The organism is Streptomyces sp. NPDC002032, from assembly GCF_042890765.1.
Taxonomy (GTDB): Bacteria; Actinomycetota; Actinomycetes; order Streptomycetales; family Streptomycetaceae; genus Streptomyces.
The window spans coordinates 195037-210815 of the sequence record NZ_JBIASM010000010.1 but is presented as its reverse complement, the minus strand read 5'-3'; the positions used below and the strand labels follow the sequence as shown (position 1 = coordinate 210815).

Genomic DNA, 15779 nt, shown 5'->3' with positions numbered 1-15779 from the left:
GTCCTTCAGTTTCGGGTCGTTGCCGGAGGCCGGCCCGAACGCGCATTGAGCTTGGGCACCCCGGTGTCCGGGTCGATGAACAGCTCGCCGTTGGCCGGGTACTCCCCGTCCGCCGCGGCCGCCGCTGCGGTCAAGCGCCTGTGCAGCAGGGCCACCAGTGCGCGGCCGTCGAACACCGCGGTCTCGCCCGGCTTGAGCATGCCGACCTCTACCAGGTACTCGGGCAGCTTTGCCTCCACCTGCTCCCAGGGCAGCAGCAGCTCGGACCAGTTGGCGTACTCCTCCGACCCGATCACCGCCACATCCCCGGTACGCAGTTCGTCGGCGAGGTAGTAGAAGACCATGGCCTCGAAGTGGCGGCGTACGAAGTACCCGGGCCGGCGGCGGTCCCGGATGACCTTCTGCCAGTTCTGCGTCGCGAAGGAGACGTCGACCTTGTTCCCGTCCGCGTCACGGTCGGGGATGTAGTCACGGGCCGGGGTGCGGTGGGCTTTGGCGTGCAGCAGGGCGTCCAGGACGGCGGTGTCCTCGCTGGTGGCCTTCAACTCGATGACGTCGGTCAGGTCGAACATCACCGGACGGTCGGCCTTCAGGTGCCCGTGCAGCAGCACTTCCCAGTTGTCGCCGTGGTGGGCGGAGACCTTCTCGATCTGCGCGTACTGGGCCTCGAACCCGCCGAGCCCGTCCACCGCCGACAGCAGCGAGCCCAGGCCGTTCGACTGGACCATCAGCCCCTCGGCCAGCAGCAGGAACGCCGGCGAGACTCTCCCGCCCACCCGCTGGGCTGCTGGCGGTGGATCTCGGCCAGCTCCTCGCGGGCCTTCTTCGCCTTCGCCGCCATCCGCTTGCAGAACATCGTGGCCACATCGTCCCGGGCGCGCATACGGGCCTTGGCCGCCAGACACGCGATCAGCGCCACCCGCCTGTCCTCGGTGTAGTCCTTCAGCGTCCCCGCGTCCTGGGCCTCCGCCTCGCCCGCGAAGTCCGCGACCTTCGCCGACGCGACCCCCTCAAGCCACTTCCCCGGATCACCGAGCCCGTCCACCCGCTCCACATGGCCCTTGAGCCGCTTGAAGTGCGACCACGTCGCCCGGCCCGGATTCTGCTTGAGCGCGTTGAACAGCGTCTTGCCGTCCAGCCCGATCACATCCGCCAGCCCCAGCAGCCGGCCCCGCTCCTCCCCGGCCATCCGGCCCCGGATCCCCGCCAGGATCTCCTCGTTGACCTGGCCCCGCACCGTAGACGCCATCGCCTCCAGCGTGGAGAACCGCGGGAACTCCAGCCCGGCCTCGACCAGCTTCTCCAGCGCGATGTTGATCACATCCGCCGGATTGTTCTTCGACGCCGCCTCGACCCGCATCGTCTCCCCGGCCAGAGCGCGGGCCGCCGGGCCGTCGTAGCGAACCTGGCACCGCTGGCGGACCATGCTCCGCTGACTCTTGGCCGTCCGTTCCGAGCCGCATACCGGCAGGGTGACCTCCGGGAGCTCCGCCGCCCGGCGCACGAACTCCACCACCTGGTCCGGAACGTCGTGCGCCTTCGGGAAGCAACCCATCCGCTGGTAGGACTTCAGCGCCAGCAGCAGGGCGAGCCGGTGCTCGTCGGAATCCGTGACCTCCTCGGCCCAGACCCGCTCCTCCTCACCGGGAGTGAAGAACACGTGCAGCTCGCGCGCGGTTATCAGCCGCTTGAACCGCGGATACGCGGTCCTCTCGATCGAAGTCATCCCCACCCCACCCGACGTTCAGCCCAACCAGACGCACCACATGCGCCCGCGCGTGATCATCGCGGCGGCAGCACCCGGAAGAAGAGCGAAACAGCGGAGCCCAGGAAAAGGCCAAGCCCTCGGTGGTAGGCCCAAAACCCTGGCGCTCACCCCTTCAAGATCATCCCACTGCCCCTTTTGAGCTCACCTTGGCTGGACCCCCGGTGGTGCCCGTGAGCGCACCGCTCCCCGTCAACTGAGCGTGCCCCACCTTCAATCCGCGTACGTCCGTGATCGCGTCGACGCGTCCCGCAGGCTCGTTGGCTTCCATGGGCCATGGCATACCACCGGGCGACCGGAGCCGAACAGCCCTCCCGTCAGCGGTACTTGGGCACCGCCCGAGGAGGCGACCGCCGTCAGGCCGGATCGCCGCCCGGAGGGGCGGGGAGGAGGGCCCGGACGCGGACGCGGAGGGCTTCGTCCTGGCCGATGACGCGGTCTTCGACGCCCGAGCGGATCACACGGGCGTCGCCGTCGGCCAGGGCGGCGAGCCGGCGCAGGTGGTCACCGGTCACGGCGGTGGCGCCGAGGGCTTCCAGGGCGTCGCAGGCACCCGTCGGGTCGGCGTCCGCCTCGGCCGACCGCAAGGCGGCCCCGACGAGCGCGGGGCGGTCCGGTGCGGCGGGTTCCGCCACGGCCGTGAGGGCCAGCACGGCGGCCGCCGCCTGCACCGGATCGTCCAGGGCGGCTTCCAGGCGGGCGACGAGCGGCCGTCCCGCCGGACCGAGGAGCGCCGCCGTACGGGCCGCCCGTACCACCGGCCACCGGGACCAGGGATCGTCCGCGGTGCGGGCGAAGACGGAGTCCAGTACGGCGACCGCCTCGTCCGCCCGTCCCGTGACGCGCCACAGGGCCTCGGCGAGCGCCGTCGCGGTGTCCGGTGGGGGCGGCGTGCTGTCGCCGTCGGGGCCGCCGAGCGCCTCGCGCAGGGCCGGCGCCAGCGCCGCTCCCCGGTGTCCGAGCGCGGCAGCGGCGGCGACGGCCGCTCTCAGGTCGTGGCCGCCGCGCCGGAGTTCCCGTTCGAGGCAGTGCAGCAGGGGCACGGCGTCGCCGACGAGGTCGTAGAGGCCCTTCGCCGCGGGCAGGACTCCCCGCTCGGCCGCCGCACGCAGCGCGGCGACGGCCCGGGAGCGGTCGGACGGGGCACGGCCGGCGGCGAGGGCGGCGATGACCGGGGCGGCCGGGCCGGGGAAGTGCGGGAGCGCCGCGCACAGCACGGGCAGCGCCGGCCCCGCGTCGGCCCCCCAGCCGGCCAGCAGGTTCACCAGCTGCCACGGTTCGTTGCCGGTCAGGGCCTCGGGCCGGGAAAGGCGCTCCCGCACCGCGTCGAGCAGGCCGGGATCGTACGGGAAGGGGGATTCCGCGGAGCTGCGGAATCCGGCGGCGGCGTCGAGGGCCCGCGGGCGCCGCCCGAGACCGGCCGCCAGGAGCGGGACGGCCCGGGCGGGCGCTACGAGGACGAGCGCGGCCAGGGCCCGGTCCGCGTGGTCGTCGTCCCGGTCCGGATTGCGGCGGGCGAGCCCGGCGAGGGCGTCCGCGGCCGGCGCCGCGACGCTGCCCAGCCGGCCGAGCAGGGACGCCGCGCCGACCAGCGCCTGCTCGTCGACGGCCGCCGCCGCGGCCAGGCTCCGCACCAGCCGCGCCGGGGCGCTGCGGGAGAGCGTGCACGCGCGGTCGGCCGCCCAGAGGCCTTCGGCGCGCACCTCGGCCCGGTCGTCGCGCAGGGCCGCTTCGACCAGGGCGAACGCCGCCTCGCGCGCCGACCGGTGGTCCCGGCCCAGAAGTGCCGCCATGACGGCGGCGAGCGGTTCGCCGCGTTCGAGGTCGAGGTCGGAGCGCAGCGCGTCGGCGGGGAGCAGGGACAGCATCGTCGTGTGTACGGCCCCGGTCCACGGGGCGCCCGCGTCGAGGCGGGCGAAGACGGCGGCCAGGCGCACCTCGGCGGGCTGGGACGGCTCCAGGACGCCGGCGGCCGCCGCCGAGGCGCCCTGCGGGTCGAGCCGGGCCAGGCCGGCCAGGACCTCCGCGCGGGCGCCGGGCTCGGCTTCCCGGGTCCATCGCGCGCGCAGCGCGGGCAGTACGGTCTCGGCCGCGCGGGTGTGGGAGAGCGCCCAGGCGGCGGTCCGGCGGACGGCCGGCTCCGGTGCCCGCAGCAACGGCAGGAGCAGCGGCAGCTGTTCCGCCACGGCCTCCCGTACCGCGCCCGGTGCCGTGCCGTACTCGTCCTCGCTCTCGGCCATGCCCCCGAGCAGGCCCAGGACGTCGGACGTGTGGTGGCCGGCCGCCGCGATCCTGGCGAGGAACGGGGCCGCCTCGGCACTGGCGGCGTAGACCGTTCCCTGATGGAGGACGCACCCGTACAGCTCGGACAGCGCCTCGCCCGCCGCGTCCGCGTCGGTGCCGGTCAGCGCCCGCAGCAGGCCGGGGACGTCCTCGGCGCTGCCGTAGGCGTGGGAGGAGGAGAGCCACGGGCGGTCGTCCAGGCCGTCGAGCGGGTGTGCGAGATCCATGCGGTGCATGGTGCCTGCCAGGTCCGACATTCCCCTCCCGCCCTGCGAGCGGAGCCGACGCCGGGCGCGGGCGCGGGCGCGGGGCGGTCAGGGCGATGCGCAGGTGCGGGGGAGGGTCACGGTGCCGGGGCGGCGCTCGAAGGTGTCCATGACCAGCCACTCGTCCAGTTCGGGGTCGTAGAGGTTCTGGACGCCGAACTGCAGCACCTGCCAGAAGGTGCCGCGGTCGTGCTCGTCGACGTAGATGTCGCCCAGGGCGAGGGGGAGGCGGGGGTAGTTGCCGGGAGGCAGCTGCGGGAGGACCACGCCCATCCGCCAGTGGTTCACCTGCCGTTGCGTGGTGCGCCGCAGGGTCTCCCGGCCGACGAACCGGGCGCCCTCGAACCCCCGGTTCAGGTCGTCCAGGCTGAAGCCCGGGATGCGTGAGCAGGGGTGCTCGGTCAGACCGGGCCATTTGTACGTCAGCGTGTAGAGCGTGCCGTGGTAGATCAGGTTGGTGAACCAGATGGGGTACTGCGGGCCGCCCGCGGTCATCTGGCTGTCGCCGTTCCTGCCGTCCCAGGTGAACGGCACCGTGATGTCCAGGTCACGGACGATCCACTTGCCCTTGCCGTGGAAGTCGCGGGGCAGGCGGGGCGGAAGGGGTGCGGGGGTGGTCGGGGCGCTCGGGGAGGTCGCCGGCCGGGCGGCCGCCGTCCGGGGAGCGGCGGCCACCGGGAGCGGGGCCGCCAGGACGAGGGCGATCGCTCCGGCGAGAGCGGCCGAGGTGGCCGTCCGACGTGTGCCTTTCCAACCCATGCGCTGTCCCAGCTGTCGTGTCGGTCCGTCACGGCGTGGGGGCCGTCACGGCGATGCTGGGACACGGTCCCCGGAACTGGCGATTCCGAAACCGGCGGTCACCGTTGGCCCACGGGTGGCCCACCGCGCCTTGCGGCCCGCTTCACTCCGCGCCGGTGGCGTACCGGTACGACCTCTGGACGATCTTCCAGACCGTCTCCAGCTCCGCCGCGTTGCGGGGCCCGTAGATGAGGGTCACGTCCTGGGCGGGGTGGTGCACGCCCCAGCCCGCCCCGATGACCTCGGCCTCCTCCTGCGCGGGGAGGGTGAGGTGCAGCGAGCCGTCGTGGTGGGGGTGGATGTGGGCCCACTCCCGGCCGCGCTGGAAGGCCTCGGCCGGACCCGTACCGATGCCCTCCGGCAGGAACAGCGCACGGGCGTGCGGCACCGAGACCAGCGTGGGCGACATGTACACGTACGGCAGCGCACGCATCCGCTCCCACAGCTCCTCCTGGAGCATGATCGGGGAGATCTGCGAACCCTGGCCGTGCGGCGCGGGGCCGAAGACCCTCGGGGCCGCACCGGTACGGGGAGTGAGCGTGAGCATGGCGGTGATCCTCTCCGGCCGGCCGGTGAGCCGGCTGCGGCGTGAAGGGGCAAACGGAGCTGCATCATGTGCACCGCGGGCTCTCGCCCCGGTGGAGGGCGGGTCGAGGGGCGGCGGAATCCGGTGGCGCCGGTGGTCGGATCCGGGGGGGCCTCGGGAGCCGGTGGCGGAGCGCGTGCGCGGGTGAGCGATCCTTGAGCGATGCGCCCCGGAGACAAGGACGGCCGAGCTCGTGGATCACTTCGGGCTCACCCCGCTGCCCTCGGAGCCGGATGCGGTGGCCGACCGCGTGATCTCCTGGTGGGCAGCGGCCCGCGAGGCAGGGCGCCGGTCCCGCGCAGCCGGTCCCGCGCTGAGCGCCGAACTCATGCGCGCGGTGACGGGTTTGGCGGACGGGATCGGGGACATACGCGCCAGGACGGTCGTGCGCCTTCGCAGACGGGCCACGGCCGCCGCTGGGTGACCGTAGGCGGCTTCCTCCCCCGGGGCCGCCTACGGCCCGACGGCCGCCGGCTCAGCCGGCGGCGGGCAGACCCGCCCGCCCGGTGCCGTAGGCCGCGGCCATGGGCGAGGTACCCGTGGTGACGAAGTCCCGGATGCCGCTCAGGTAGGTGTCGCGGTCGACCAGGCCGTCCCGGTCGGCGTCGAGGGCGTCGAACGCCTCCTCGACTCCGGACTCGCCCTTGCCCGCCGCCGTGCGCAGGCGGGTGAACTCGGCGCGGTCCAGCCGCCCGTCGGCGTCGAGGTCGGCGATGTCGAACAGGGAGCCCAGCGCGCGTCGGCAGTAGCGCTCGAAGGCCTCGTGCCCCACCCAGGTGCGGTATTCCTCGAAGGTCACGCGCCCGTCCTGGTCGGCGTCCATGTCCTGGAAGACGGCGTCGTGGGCGACGCGCGACGCGGCGACGACCGGGTCGCAGCCGTCCACCCACAAGGGTGAAAAAGGAACGTCTCAGCTGTCCCCGGGAGCCTCCGTGCGGTCCGGCCGGGCTCTCCTGGGCGGGAGCAGGGCGGCCGCGCACAGCAGCGCGGCGAGCAGGAACGCGCTCGCGGCGAGGAAGGCCGACGGGGTGGCCGTGGCCGTGACGATGCCCGCCGCGTCGTCGGCGTCGTCGTTGGCGGCCAGGACCAGCGCCCCTGCGGTCGCCAGCCCGACCGCCCCGCCCAGCTGGCGCAGCGTCTGGCGCAGGACGGAGGCGTCGCCCCGCTTGTCCTTCGGTACCGCGCGCATGAGTTCGGCACTCAGCGCGGGAACCGGCAGGCCCATCCCGAGCCCCGCGAGGGCCATTCCGGGCACCTGGCGGGCGTAGGAGAGCGACGGCAGGGCCAGCGTCCAGAGCACCGCGCCCAGCGTGGCGACCACCAGCCCGAGCAGGACGGGCACCCGGACCGACCGGGAGCGGTCCAGCAGGTACCCGGACAGGAGCGTGCCCGCCGTCAGGGTGACGACCAGGGGCAGCAGGCACAAGCCGGTGGCCAGGAGCGGCCGGTGCATGGCCTGCCGCAGGAACAGCGTGCCGTGCACCAGCACGACCAGCTGGGCGGCCTGCACCGCGAACGTGAGCGCCACCGCCACGGCGTAGGGGCGGATGCCCAGCAGACGCAGGTCGAGGAAGGGCTCCGGGGAGCCCAGTACGAGGCGTACCGCGAGGGCCAGGGCCATGGCGCCGCCCAGCAGCACGGCGAACGGCTCGGGCTCGGTGAAACCCCCGGCACCGCACCAGTAGAGCCCGAGGACGAGGAGGACCACGGACGCGACCACCAGGAGGGGCCGGACCACGGTCAGCGCGCCCCCCACCGGCTGCGGCTCCCCCGTGATCCGGGCCTTGGAGGCCAGCCACAGGACCGCCGCGGCGACGGGCACGTTGACGAGGAAGAGGGAACGCCACCCGAGGTACTGGGTCAGCACCGCGCCCACCACGGGGCCCAGGACGAAGAAGACCTGCGCCAGCCCCGCGTACGTCGCCAGGGCCCTGCCGCGTTCGTGTTCCTCGTAGAGGTGCGTGATCAGGGTCGTGGCCACCGGAAGCATCAGCCCGGCCCCGGCGCCCTGGAGGGCCCTCAGCAGCAGCAGAAGGGGTTCGGCGGCCGCGCCCGCCGGAGTGAGCCCGCAGGCGCCCGAGGCGAGGGCGAAGACGACGACGCCGCAGCGGAAGGTGGGCAGCAGGCCGAAACGCCGGGCGGCCATCCCGCCGACCGGCGCGAACGCCGCCATCCCGAGCACGTAGACGAGCGCCACGCCGTGCAGTGCGTACGTCGTCAGCCCCAGACCCGAGGCCATCGAGGCGAGGGCGACCGCGACGACGGTCTGGTCGAGCATGATCATGCCCCCGGCGCAGCCCATGGACGCGAGCACGAAGCGCCTGCGCTGCGGTCGGGGGCTCCCCGTCATCCGGCCGCGCGCGTACGGGCCCGGTCGTCCGGCAGGTGCCAGCGGTACGGCGCGACGAGGGCGTCGATGCCGTCCGGCCCCCAGCTCCCGGGGGCGTACCGGGCCACCGGCGGCGGCGCGTCGAGCAGCGGGGCAGCGACCTCCCAGAGCCGTTCGACGCCGTCGGACCGGGTGAACAGGGCCTGGTTGCCGCGCATGGCCTCCAGCAGGAGGTGCTCGTAGCCCTCCAGGAAGTTCTGCGCGGCGAACGAGGTGCGGTAGGTGAAGACCATCTCGCCGTCGGCCAGCCGCATCGACGGCCCCGGCTCCTTGACCAGGAAGCGGGCGGCGATGGAGCCGGGGTCGTCGAAGTCGATGACGAGTTCGTTGCCCCGTCCCTCGGCGGTGGCCCGCGCGTCCAGCGGGAACATCCGCAGGACCGGCTCGCGCAGGCCGAGCGTGACCACGTGACGGCCTTCGGCCAGGGCCTTGCCGGTGCGCAGGTGGAACGGCACGCCGGCCCAGCGCCAGTTGTCGATCCCGACGCGCAGCGCGACGAACGTCTCCGTGTCCGACGCGGGATCGACGCCCTGCTCCTCGCGGTAGCCGGTGTACTGGCCGCGAACGGCCTGCGCGGGGTCCAGCGGGCGCATGCTGTGGAAGAGCTTGACCTGCTCGTCGCGGAGCGCGTCCGCCTCCAGGGCGACCGGCGGTTCCATGGCGATGAACCCGAGGAGCTGGAAGAGGTGGGTGACGACCATGTCGCGGAAGGTTCCGGTGCCCTCGAAGAAGCGCGCGCGGCCCTGGATGTCGATGTGCTCGGGCACGTCGATCTGTACGTGGCTGATGTGCTCGCGGTTCCACAGCGGCTCGAAGAGCCCGTTGGCGAAGCGGAGCGCGAGGACGTTGTCGACGGCTTCCTTCCCGAGGAAGTGGTCGATCCGGAACACCCGTGACTCGTCGAAGACGGCGTGGATGGCGGCGTTGAGCGCGCGGGCGGAGGAGAGGTCGGTGCCGAAGGGCTTCTCGACGATGACCCGGCCGTCCCCGGCGAGCCCCGTGGCGCCGAGCAGGTCGATCACCGAGGTGAACGCGACGGGGGGCACGGCCAGGTGGAAGAGCCGGCGCGGCTTGCCCCCGAGCGCCGTCTCGGCCCCGCGCACCGCCGCCACCAGGGGCTCCGCGGCTCCGGTGTCGGCCGCGCCGAAGGTCAGGGCGGCCGCGAACGCCTCCCAGGCCGGGCCCTCGGGCCGCGAGCGGCCGAATTGCGCGACGGCCTGCTGCGCGTGGGCCCGGAACTCCTGGTCGGTCAGGGCTTCCGCGGCCGGCGCGGTGCCGACGATGCGGTAGCGCCGCGGCATCAGCCCCGCCCGCGCCAGGTGGAACAGCCCGGGCAGCAGCTTGCGGCGGGCCAGGTCGCCGGTGGCGCCGAACAGGACGATGACGTGGTCCGCGGGGGGTTCGGGGGTCTCGCCGGGCTCGGGGGGCGCGCCCGGCTCGGCGGGCGCGCCCGGCTCGGTGGGCTCGGGGGACCTGGCGGGCTGGGCCATCGGGCATCCTCACTCGTCCGCGCCTGAGCGCTGCACCGGCACGGCCCGGGCCCCGTGCCGTCTGCGCGCCGTGGCGGCGGCCGTGCGTCCTCGGGCCCCACTCTGCCCGCCCCCGGTCCATCCGGCACGCCGGGCCCGCCCGAACCGGTCCGAACCGGTCCGGACGGACCCGAGGGGGCGTTCAGCCGTCGAAGCGGTCCGGGTCGGGGCCGGTGCGCTCGTCCCGGTTGAGGGCGGAGATCGCGTTCATGTCCGCTTCGGCGAGCTCGAAGTCGAAGAGGTCGAAGTTCTCCTCGATGCGGGCGCGGGTCGAGGACTTCGGGAAGACGATGTCCCCGCGCTGCAGGTGCCAGCGCAGGGTCACCTGAGCCGGCGTCTTGCCGGCCCGCTCCGCGACGCGCCGGATGACCGGGTCGTCGAGCACCTTGCCCCGGGCGATGGGCGACCAGGCCTCGGTGGCGATGCCGTGCTCGGCTCCGTAGGCCCGTGCGTCGGCCTGGGTGAGGTACGGATGCACCTCGATCTGGTTGACGGCGGGCACCAGCAGGCCGCCCTCCAGCAGCCGGCTGAGGTGGCGGGGCTGGAAGTTGGACACGCCGACGGCCTTGGCCCGTCCGGAGCGGTAGATCTCCTCCATGGCCCGCCAGATCTCCACGACGTCGCGCCGGGCGGGCAGCGGCCAGTGGACGAGGAAGAGGTCCAGGTGGTCGAAGCCCATGACCTCCAGGCTGCGGTCGAACGCCCGGAGGGCGTCGTCGTACGTACGGGCTTCGTTGGTGACCTTGCTGGTCACGAAGACGTCGGCGCGGTCGAGGCCGCTGTCGCGGACCGCCTGGCCGACCTCCTTCTCGTTGCCGTACATCTGCGCCGTGTCGATGTGCCGGTAGCCCGTCTCCAGGGCGGCCAGGGTCGTCCGCCGGGTCTCTTCCGGGGGGATCTGGAAGGTGCCGAAGCCCAGCTGGGGAATGCGGACGGCGTTGTTGAGGGTCACGGTGGGTACTGCGGTCACGGATCGGCTCCCGGGGTCGCGGTGGCTGGGTGTGTAGGGGTGGCAGGGGGGTGGGGCGCGGGGGTGCGGAGGGGGCTGTCAGCCCGCGATGCCGCCCACTTCCGCGTCGGGGGGCAGCACCCGGATGAGCTTGCGGTTGGCGAACTCGTGCATGCCCAGGCGGGAGAGCTCCCGCCCGTAGCCGGACCGCTTGATGCCGCCGAACGGCAGTTCGGCCCGGGTCGAGGTCGGGTGGTTGACCCAGACCATGCCGGACTCCACGCGCTCCGCCACCCGGCGTCCCCGTTCCGCGTCCGCGCAGAAGACCGAGCCGCCGAGGCCGTACTGGCTGTCGTTGGCCAGGGCGACGGCCTCGTCCTCGTCGGCGACGCGGTAGACCACCGCGGCCGGGCCGAAGAGTTCCTCGGCGTAGGCGCGCATGCCCGGCTTGACGCCGGTGAGGACGGTGGGTTCGACGAAGGCGCCCGGGCGGTCGATCCGGTGGCCGCCGGTGACCAGTTCCGCGCCCTGTTCCACGGTCTCGCGGATCTGGTCGGCCAGGTTCGCGGCCGCCCGCTCCGAGGAGAGCGGGCCGAGGGTGGTCGCCTCGTCGGCGGGGTCGCCCGGCTCCAGCTCCTCGAAGGCGCGGCGCAGGCCGTCCACGAAGTCGTCGTGGACCTCGTCCAGCACGATGAACCGCTTCGAGGCCACGCAGCTCTGGCCGGTGTTCCCCATGCGTCCCTTCACGGCGGCGGCCACGGTGCGTTCCAGGCCTTCGCCGTCGAGGACGATGAAGGCGTCGCTGCCGCCGAGCTCCAGCAGGCTGGGCTTCATGTTCCGTCCGGCCGCTTCCGCGACCCGGGCTCCCGCCCTCTCGCTGCCGGTGAGGGAGACGCCGCGGACGCTCGTGCTGTCGATGATGCGGGAGATCTCCTCGTGGCTCACGAACAGGTTCGTGTACACGCCTTCCGGGGCGTCGGCGTCGCGGAACAGCGATTCCAGGGCGAGGGCGGACTGCGGGCAGATCCCGGCGTGCTTGACCAGCAGGGTGTTGCCCAGCACCAGGTTGGGCGCGGCGAAGCGGACCACCTGGTAGAGCGGGAAGTTCCACGGCATGACGCCCAGGAGGACGCCGAGGGGCTGGTAGACGAGGTGGGCCTCGCCCTCCCCTACGTCGAGCCGCTCGTCGGCGATGTATCCGGCGCCGTGGTGCGCGTAGTGCTCCAGGATCGAGGCGGCGAGGTCGACCTCTGCGCGGGCCTCGGCTATGAGCTTGCCCATCTCCAGGGTGATCAGCTGGGCGAGCTCTTCCTTGCGTTCCCTCATCAGCTCCGCCGCGCGCCCGACGACGGCCGCGCGCTCTTCGACGGGCCGCTCGCGCCAGGCGTCGGAGGCATCGGCGGCGAGCGCGAGCGCGTTGTCCACTTCTTCGCCCTCGATGACCGGGAATTCCACGATCGTCTTCCCGGTGTACGGGTTCACGGTCGCGAACGGGCTCTTCGTTTGATCCGACATGACTCTCCATAAAACGGTCGGCAGTCGGCTGTACGGAAGGGGCGAAAAGGTATGTATCTCGCTTCCTTAGCCGCTACCCGGCATTGACGTGGGCAAACGGCTCGCGGGCGTGGCCGATGAGTGGGGCGGGGGCGGGGCGGGGGGCGGAGCGGGGCGACCGCCGGGGAGTGGGGCGGTGGGCGGCGGGTAGGCGCCGCACACCACCACTCCCACCGGCCCGGGGAGCCAGTCGAGCCGGACCAGGCCAGGAAGGCAGACCCATGGCCGCACACTTCCCGGAGCCGCTACAGCCGCGCCTCCCCCTGCACGGGACGAACCCCGGGGTCCCCCCGGGCGAGACGCCGCCCTGCGAATCGAGCACCGGCAGCGGAGCGGGGCCCTACCGGCCGCTCACCCGCGGGTGGGCCATGGGGCCGCTCGTGCTGATCTGCCTGCTCGCCCTGTCCGTCGCCTTGTTCTTCCTGGCCTACGCCATCACCCTCAACATCTGAGCCACGGGGTGCTGGGCGCCGCGCGTCAGTGCTGTCCGCCCTCGCCGCCCTGTCCTCGCCGCAGGTCCAGCATGTCGAGGAGCGAGGCCAGGTCCTCCGGGCCCGTGGTGCGGGAGGCCACCGCCTCGTGTGCGGCTCGTTCACGCCGGGCCACGGCGCCGGGGCGGCGGCGGTCGCCGGTGCGGGGGCCGCCCGCAGTGCCCGTACGGGCCGTACCGGACCGGTGCGCGCAGGCCGTCGGGCAGACGGCGGCGCCCGGCGCCCCGCCACGGCGCCGGGCGCCCCGGGTGAGGAGCCCGACCGCCTCCGCCAGGAGGCGCGGGCCGAGCCGCGGGTAGGTGGAGCAGGACGTTCGAAGGACTGCCATGCCCCGCTGGTGCCCAGGCTCGGCGGGTCCATCCGGCCCACTTCCCGGCTGCCGGACCGCCGGGTCCGCGGGCGGCCGTCGGCCTCGTGGCCCTCGGCGCCCTGGCCATCGTCGCCGACCTCGTCGGCGAACCGGACACCCGGCGCTTCGGGGCCCTGCTGCCGGCCGGTGCCCACGGCATCGCCGACATGGAGCTCACGGGCCACCTCGACGCCGAGGGCCTGAACGCCACCGCCGACGAGCTCGTCGACACCCTCGTCCGCTTGGTCACGGACGCCGGCGCGACCGGATAGCCCGGCCGCCTGCGGCCGGACCTTCCGGTGCGCCACCGCGAGGGCTTCCGGCGAACGCCGCTACGGGGTCACGGAGGGCAGCTCCTCTTCCGGCACAGCCTGGACGAGACCCGAGCTGACGGGGCGCTCGTCGCGGGACACGGAGCCGGTTCGCGGCCCAGGTATCGAGTCGGCCGCATGCCCAGACGGGGTCGTACGCTGCCGTGGGCAGTTGGGGTATGCGCTTTCGACCGGTGTCGTCGAGCCGGTAGGGGACCTCGAAGGCCGTGTTCCAGTCGTCCAGGGCCGCGGCGAACCGCTCTTGCGCCGCTGCCGGACCGATGCCCAGGTACTGGGCGATGTCCGTCCAGGAGCTGCCCCGCTCCCGTTCGTAGATCACGGCCGAGGCCAGAGCGCGCTCCGCGAGCTCTACGAGCTGGAACGCCTGGCTCGCCCGGCCTCCGGGGCCGGTGTCGGGGTCGTTGCCGGTGGCGACCAGGCCGGCGGCGCCGTCCGCCACGTCCGTTGCGTGATCGCACAGGACGAGGCGCGCCAGGGCCTGGCGGGGGAATCGGGCACGGTCGGCGTCATAAGGAGTCGTCTCGCTCACCCCCACAGCCTCGCAGGACGCGTCCGCGGCGCGTACCCGATTTCCGCGGGGGCCGTTCTCCACGTGACGGCGTGAGGGTGTCTAGGGTCGTGTCCATGACCAGAACCACTCCCCCGCGCCCTCTCGACGTCGAGGTGCTCTTCCCGGAACTGGCCGCCTTTCGGGGGACGACGACTCGGCTTCATCCGCGGCCGGGCACACCGGACGCTTCGGCCAGTTCCGTGGGCGGTCCCCTGCTGTGGCCGGCGGACGAGCCGTGGCCGGTGTGCGGGGAGGCCCACGGCCGTGGGCGGGGCCGGCGCCCGGCCGACATCCGCAGCCATCGGCGGGTTCTGGCATCCGCGTGGGCCCGCGAGGAAGATCCCGGCCCGACCGACGAAGAACGGGAGCTCCTGGGTGAGCTGCGCCGGGAGCACCGGATCCCCGGGGCGTCCGAGGCCGGTCCGCTGCCGCTGATCGGCCTGGCACAGCTGTACCGACGGGACGTGCCCGACCTGCCGGCGGGGCCGGGCGACTGCGATCTGCTGCAAGTGTTCTGGTGTCCCTTCGACGCGCACGGCCCGGGCCGGTACGACCTTGGGCTGCACCTGCGCTGGCGGCGGTCGTGGGAGGTCGGCGAGGTGCTGGCCGTGCCGCCGCAGCCGCTGGTCGTCGGGTCCGATGGCTTCGTGCCCGAGCCCTGTGTGCTGCATCCGGAGCAGGTGGTCACCTACCCGTTCGCCGGCCTCCTGCCCGAGGAGCTGTGCGCCCGGATCGACGCCTGGGAGGAAGCCCTTGAAGACCTTGCAGAGGAGGCCGAGCCATCGGCGGACGAATGCACGACGGAGCCGCTCGGCTACCAGTACGACCTGTCCATCCCGCCCGGCTGGCGGGTGGGCGGCTTCGCCTCCTGGCACGCGACCGACCCGCATCCCATGGACTGCCTGACCTGCTCGACCCCGATGCACCTGCTGCTGACCGTCGACAGCTCGGAATGGGACGACGGAAGCGGCAGCTGGAAACCGCTGGAGGACCAGGACCGGCCCACGCACCGTTGCGCCACTCCCACGGAGGTCATCGTGGGGGGCGGGGGCGAGCTCAACGTATTCGCCTGCCCCCGACATCCCGAGCACCCGCACCGCTGGAGCATCCAGTAGCCCGTCGCACCCCGGGGCGCGCGGCGCGCAACCGGCCTTTGGCCTCGGGGCACGCCGTGCGGCCGGCCTCCTGGGAACGGTGCCAGACCAGCGTGTAGCGCCAGAACAGTCGTCGGCGCAGCCGTGCACCAGGGAGCGCCTGGCGGGCGTCGAGGACGGTGTCCGCGAAGGTCATGGTCGCCGGTCGGGTCGGGGCGGTCATCGAGGCCGGCCGCGGCGCCTTGCGACCCTTGTTCTTGAGCCAGGCCATGGCGACGTTCGCCGGAATGGCCACGGCGTCGATCAGGTAATCGCTCGGAGGCTGCGGGCGGTAGACGCCGACGACGACCAGAGCTCCGCCGGGCGACAGCTGGTGGCGGAAGCAGGTGAGAGCGTCTCTGAACGGCATGTGGTGGATGGTGGCGACACAGGTGATGGCGTCGTAAGGGCCGGGCGGCGCCTCCTTCAGTGCGTCTCCGACGGTGAAGCTCACCGGGGCGGCGGGGTCGGTGAGCTCCCGCGCGCGATCGACGATCGTGGGATCGACGTCGATACCGTGCACTGCTCCGGCCCGTGAGGCCAGGAGTCTGGCGAGGTCCCCGCTGCCTGATCCGACGTCCAGAGCCCTGCCGAGACGTCTGGGCAGTTGGCGCAGGATCCACCGGTGATAGTGGGCGTTGTGGTCCCAGGGGTGGGTGGCATGGAACTGCTCAAGTGCTCGCATGATGCGGAGCGGCCATGTCGTCATGGCGTGAGTCCATCACCCCCTCGGGAGGCCGGGGGTTTGCGGGTGCGGGGAGTGGGCAGCCGCGGGGCAGTGACCGACCGCCGTGGATGAGGGAGT

15 protein-coding genes are annotated in these 15779 nt (G+C 73.4%); 3 read left to right on the top strand and 12 right to left on the bottom strand.

Annotated features, from left to right (window positions below; translation table 11 throughout):
• Positions 1-5: 5 nt before the first annotated feature.
• The 10 genes from ACFYYT_RS23675 to ACFYYT_RS23630 form a co-directional block, all read right to left on the bottom strand.
• A complete protein-coding gene (locus tag ACFYYT_RS23675) occupies positions 6-776 on the bottom strand; it encodes a hypothetical protein (RefSeq protein ID WP_351829705.1) in 771 nt (256 codons plus the stop codon).
• On the bottom strand, positions 728-1726 hold the full coding sequence (locus tag ACFYYT_RS23670) for a DUF4158 domain-containing protein (protein WP_351829702.1): 999 nt from the start codon (positions 1724-1726) through the stop codon (positions 728-730). The genes ACFYYT_RS23675 and ACFYYT_RS23670 overlap by 49 nt, the downstream gene beginning before the upstream one ends.
• Before the next feature lie 395 nt (positions 1727-2121).
• Positions 2122-4275, bottom strand: a complete 2154-nt coding sequence (locus ACFYYT_RS23665; RefSeq protein WP_351829699.1) for a HEAT repeat domain-containing protein — start codon at positions 4273-4275, stop codon at positions 2122-2124.
• An 87-nt stretch (positions 4276-4362) separates the two neighbouring features.
• Positions 4363-5073, bottom strand: a complete 711-nt coding sequence (locus ACFYYT_RS23660; protein ID WP_351829696.1) for a hypothetical protein — start codon at positions 5071-5073, stop codon at positions 4363-4365.
• A 142-nt stretch (positions 5074-5215) separates the two neighbouring features.
• Entirely contained in the window at positions 5216-5659 is a 444-nt protein-coding gene (locus ACFYYT_RS23655; RefSeq protein WP_351829694.1) for a luciferase family protein, read from the bottom strand.
• 514 nt (positions 5660-6173) lie between these two features.
• Positions 6174-6584, bottom strand: coding sequence for an EF-hand domain-containing protein (locus ACFYYT_RS23650; RefSeq protein WP_351829691.1), 411 nt, complete (start codon positions 6582-6584; stop codon positions 6174-6176).
• Between the two features lie 24 nt (positions 6585-6608).
• A complete protein-coding gene (locus tag ACFYYT_RS23645; protein ID WP_351829688.1) occupies positions 6609-8012 on the bottom strand; it encodes an MFS transporter in 1404 nt (467 codons plus the stop codon).
• 32 nt (positions 8013-8044) lie between these two features.
• The gene (zwf, locus tag ACFYYT_RS23640) at positions 8045-9577 is read right to left on the bottom strand and encodes a glucose-6-phosphate dehydrogenase (protein WP_388609138.1); all 1533 of its coding nucleotides are present in this window, start codon (positions 9575-9577) and stop codon (positions 8045-8047) included.
• A 181-nt stretch (positions 9578-9758) separates the two neighbouring features.
• On the bottom strand, positions 9759-10586 hold the full coding sequence (locus ACFYYT_RS23635; RefSeq protein ID WP_351820326.1) for an aldo/keto reductase: 828 nt from the start codon (positions 10584-10586) through the stop codon (positions 9759-9761).
• Between the two features lie 78 nt (positions 10587-10664).
• Positions 10665-12080 (bottom strand): NAD-dependent succinate-semialdehyde dehydrogenase, encoded by a 1416-nt coding sequence (locus ACFYYT_RS23630; RefSeq protein ID WP_351820329.1) that lies wholly within the window; start codon positions 12078-12080, stop codon positions 10665-10667.
• Positions 12081-12340: 260 nt separating this feature from the next.
• On the opposite strand from ACFYYT_RS23630, the gene ACFYYT_RS23625 reads away from it, so the two are divergent.
• Positions 12341-12571, top strand: coding sequence for a DUF6480 family protein (locus ACFYYT_RS23625; protein ID WP_351820332.1), 231 nt, complete (start codon positions 12341-12343; stop codon positions 12569-12571).
• Between the two features lie 25 nt (positions 12572-12596).
• On the opposite strand, the gene ACFYYT_RS23620 is transcribed toward ACFYYT_RS23625, so the two are convergent.
• A complete protein-coding gene (locus tag ACFYYT_RS23620) occupies positions 12597-12938 on the bottom strand; it encodes a hypothetical protein (RefSeq protein ID WP_351820335.1) in 342 nt (113 codons plus the stop codon).
• 86 nt (positions 12939-13024) lie between these two features.
• On the opposite strand from ACFYYT_RS23620, the gene ACFYYT_RS23615 reads away from it, so the two are divergent.
• Both ACFYYT_RS23615 and ACFYYT_RS23610 read left to right on the top strand, forming a co-directional pair.
• The gene (locus tag ACFYYT_RS23615) at positions 13025-13231 is read left to right on the top strand and encodes a hypothetical protein (protein WP_351820338.1); all 207 of its coding nucleotides are present in this window, start codon (positions 13025-13027) and stop codon (positions 13229-13231) included.
• Between the two features lie 684 nt (positions 13232-13915).
• Positions 13916-14956, top strand: coding sequence for a hypothetical protein (locus ACFYYT_RS23610; RefSeq protein ID WP_351820341.1), 1041 nt, complete (start codon positions 13916-13918; stop codon positions 14954-14956).
• Here the strand turns inward: ACFYYT_RS23610 and ACFYYT_RS23605 are convergent.
• Positions 14898-15683 (bottom strand): class I SAM-dependent methyltransferase, encoded by a 786-nt coding sequence (locus ACFYYT_RS23605; protein ID WP_351820344.1) that lies wholly within the window; start codon positions 15681-15683, stop codon positions 14898-14900. The genes ACFYYT_RS23610 and ACFYYT_RS23605 overlap by 59 nt on opposite strands.
• Positions 15684-15779: the final 96 nt, after the last annotated feature.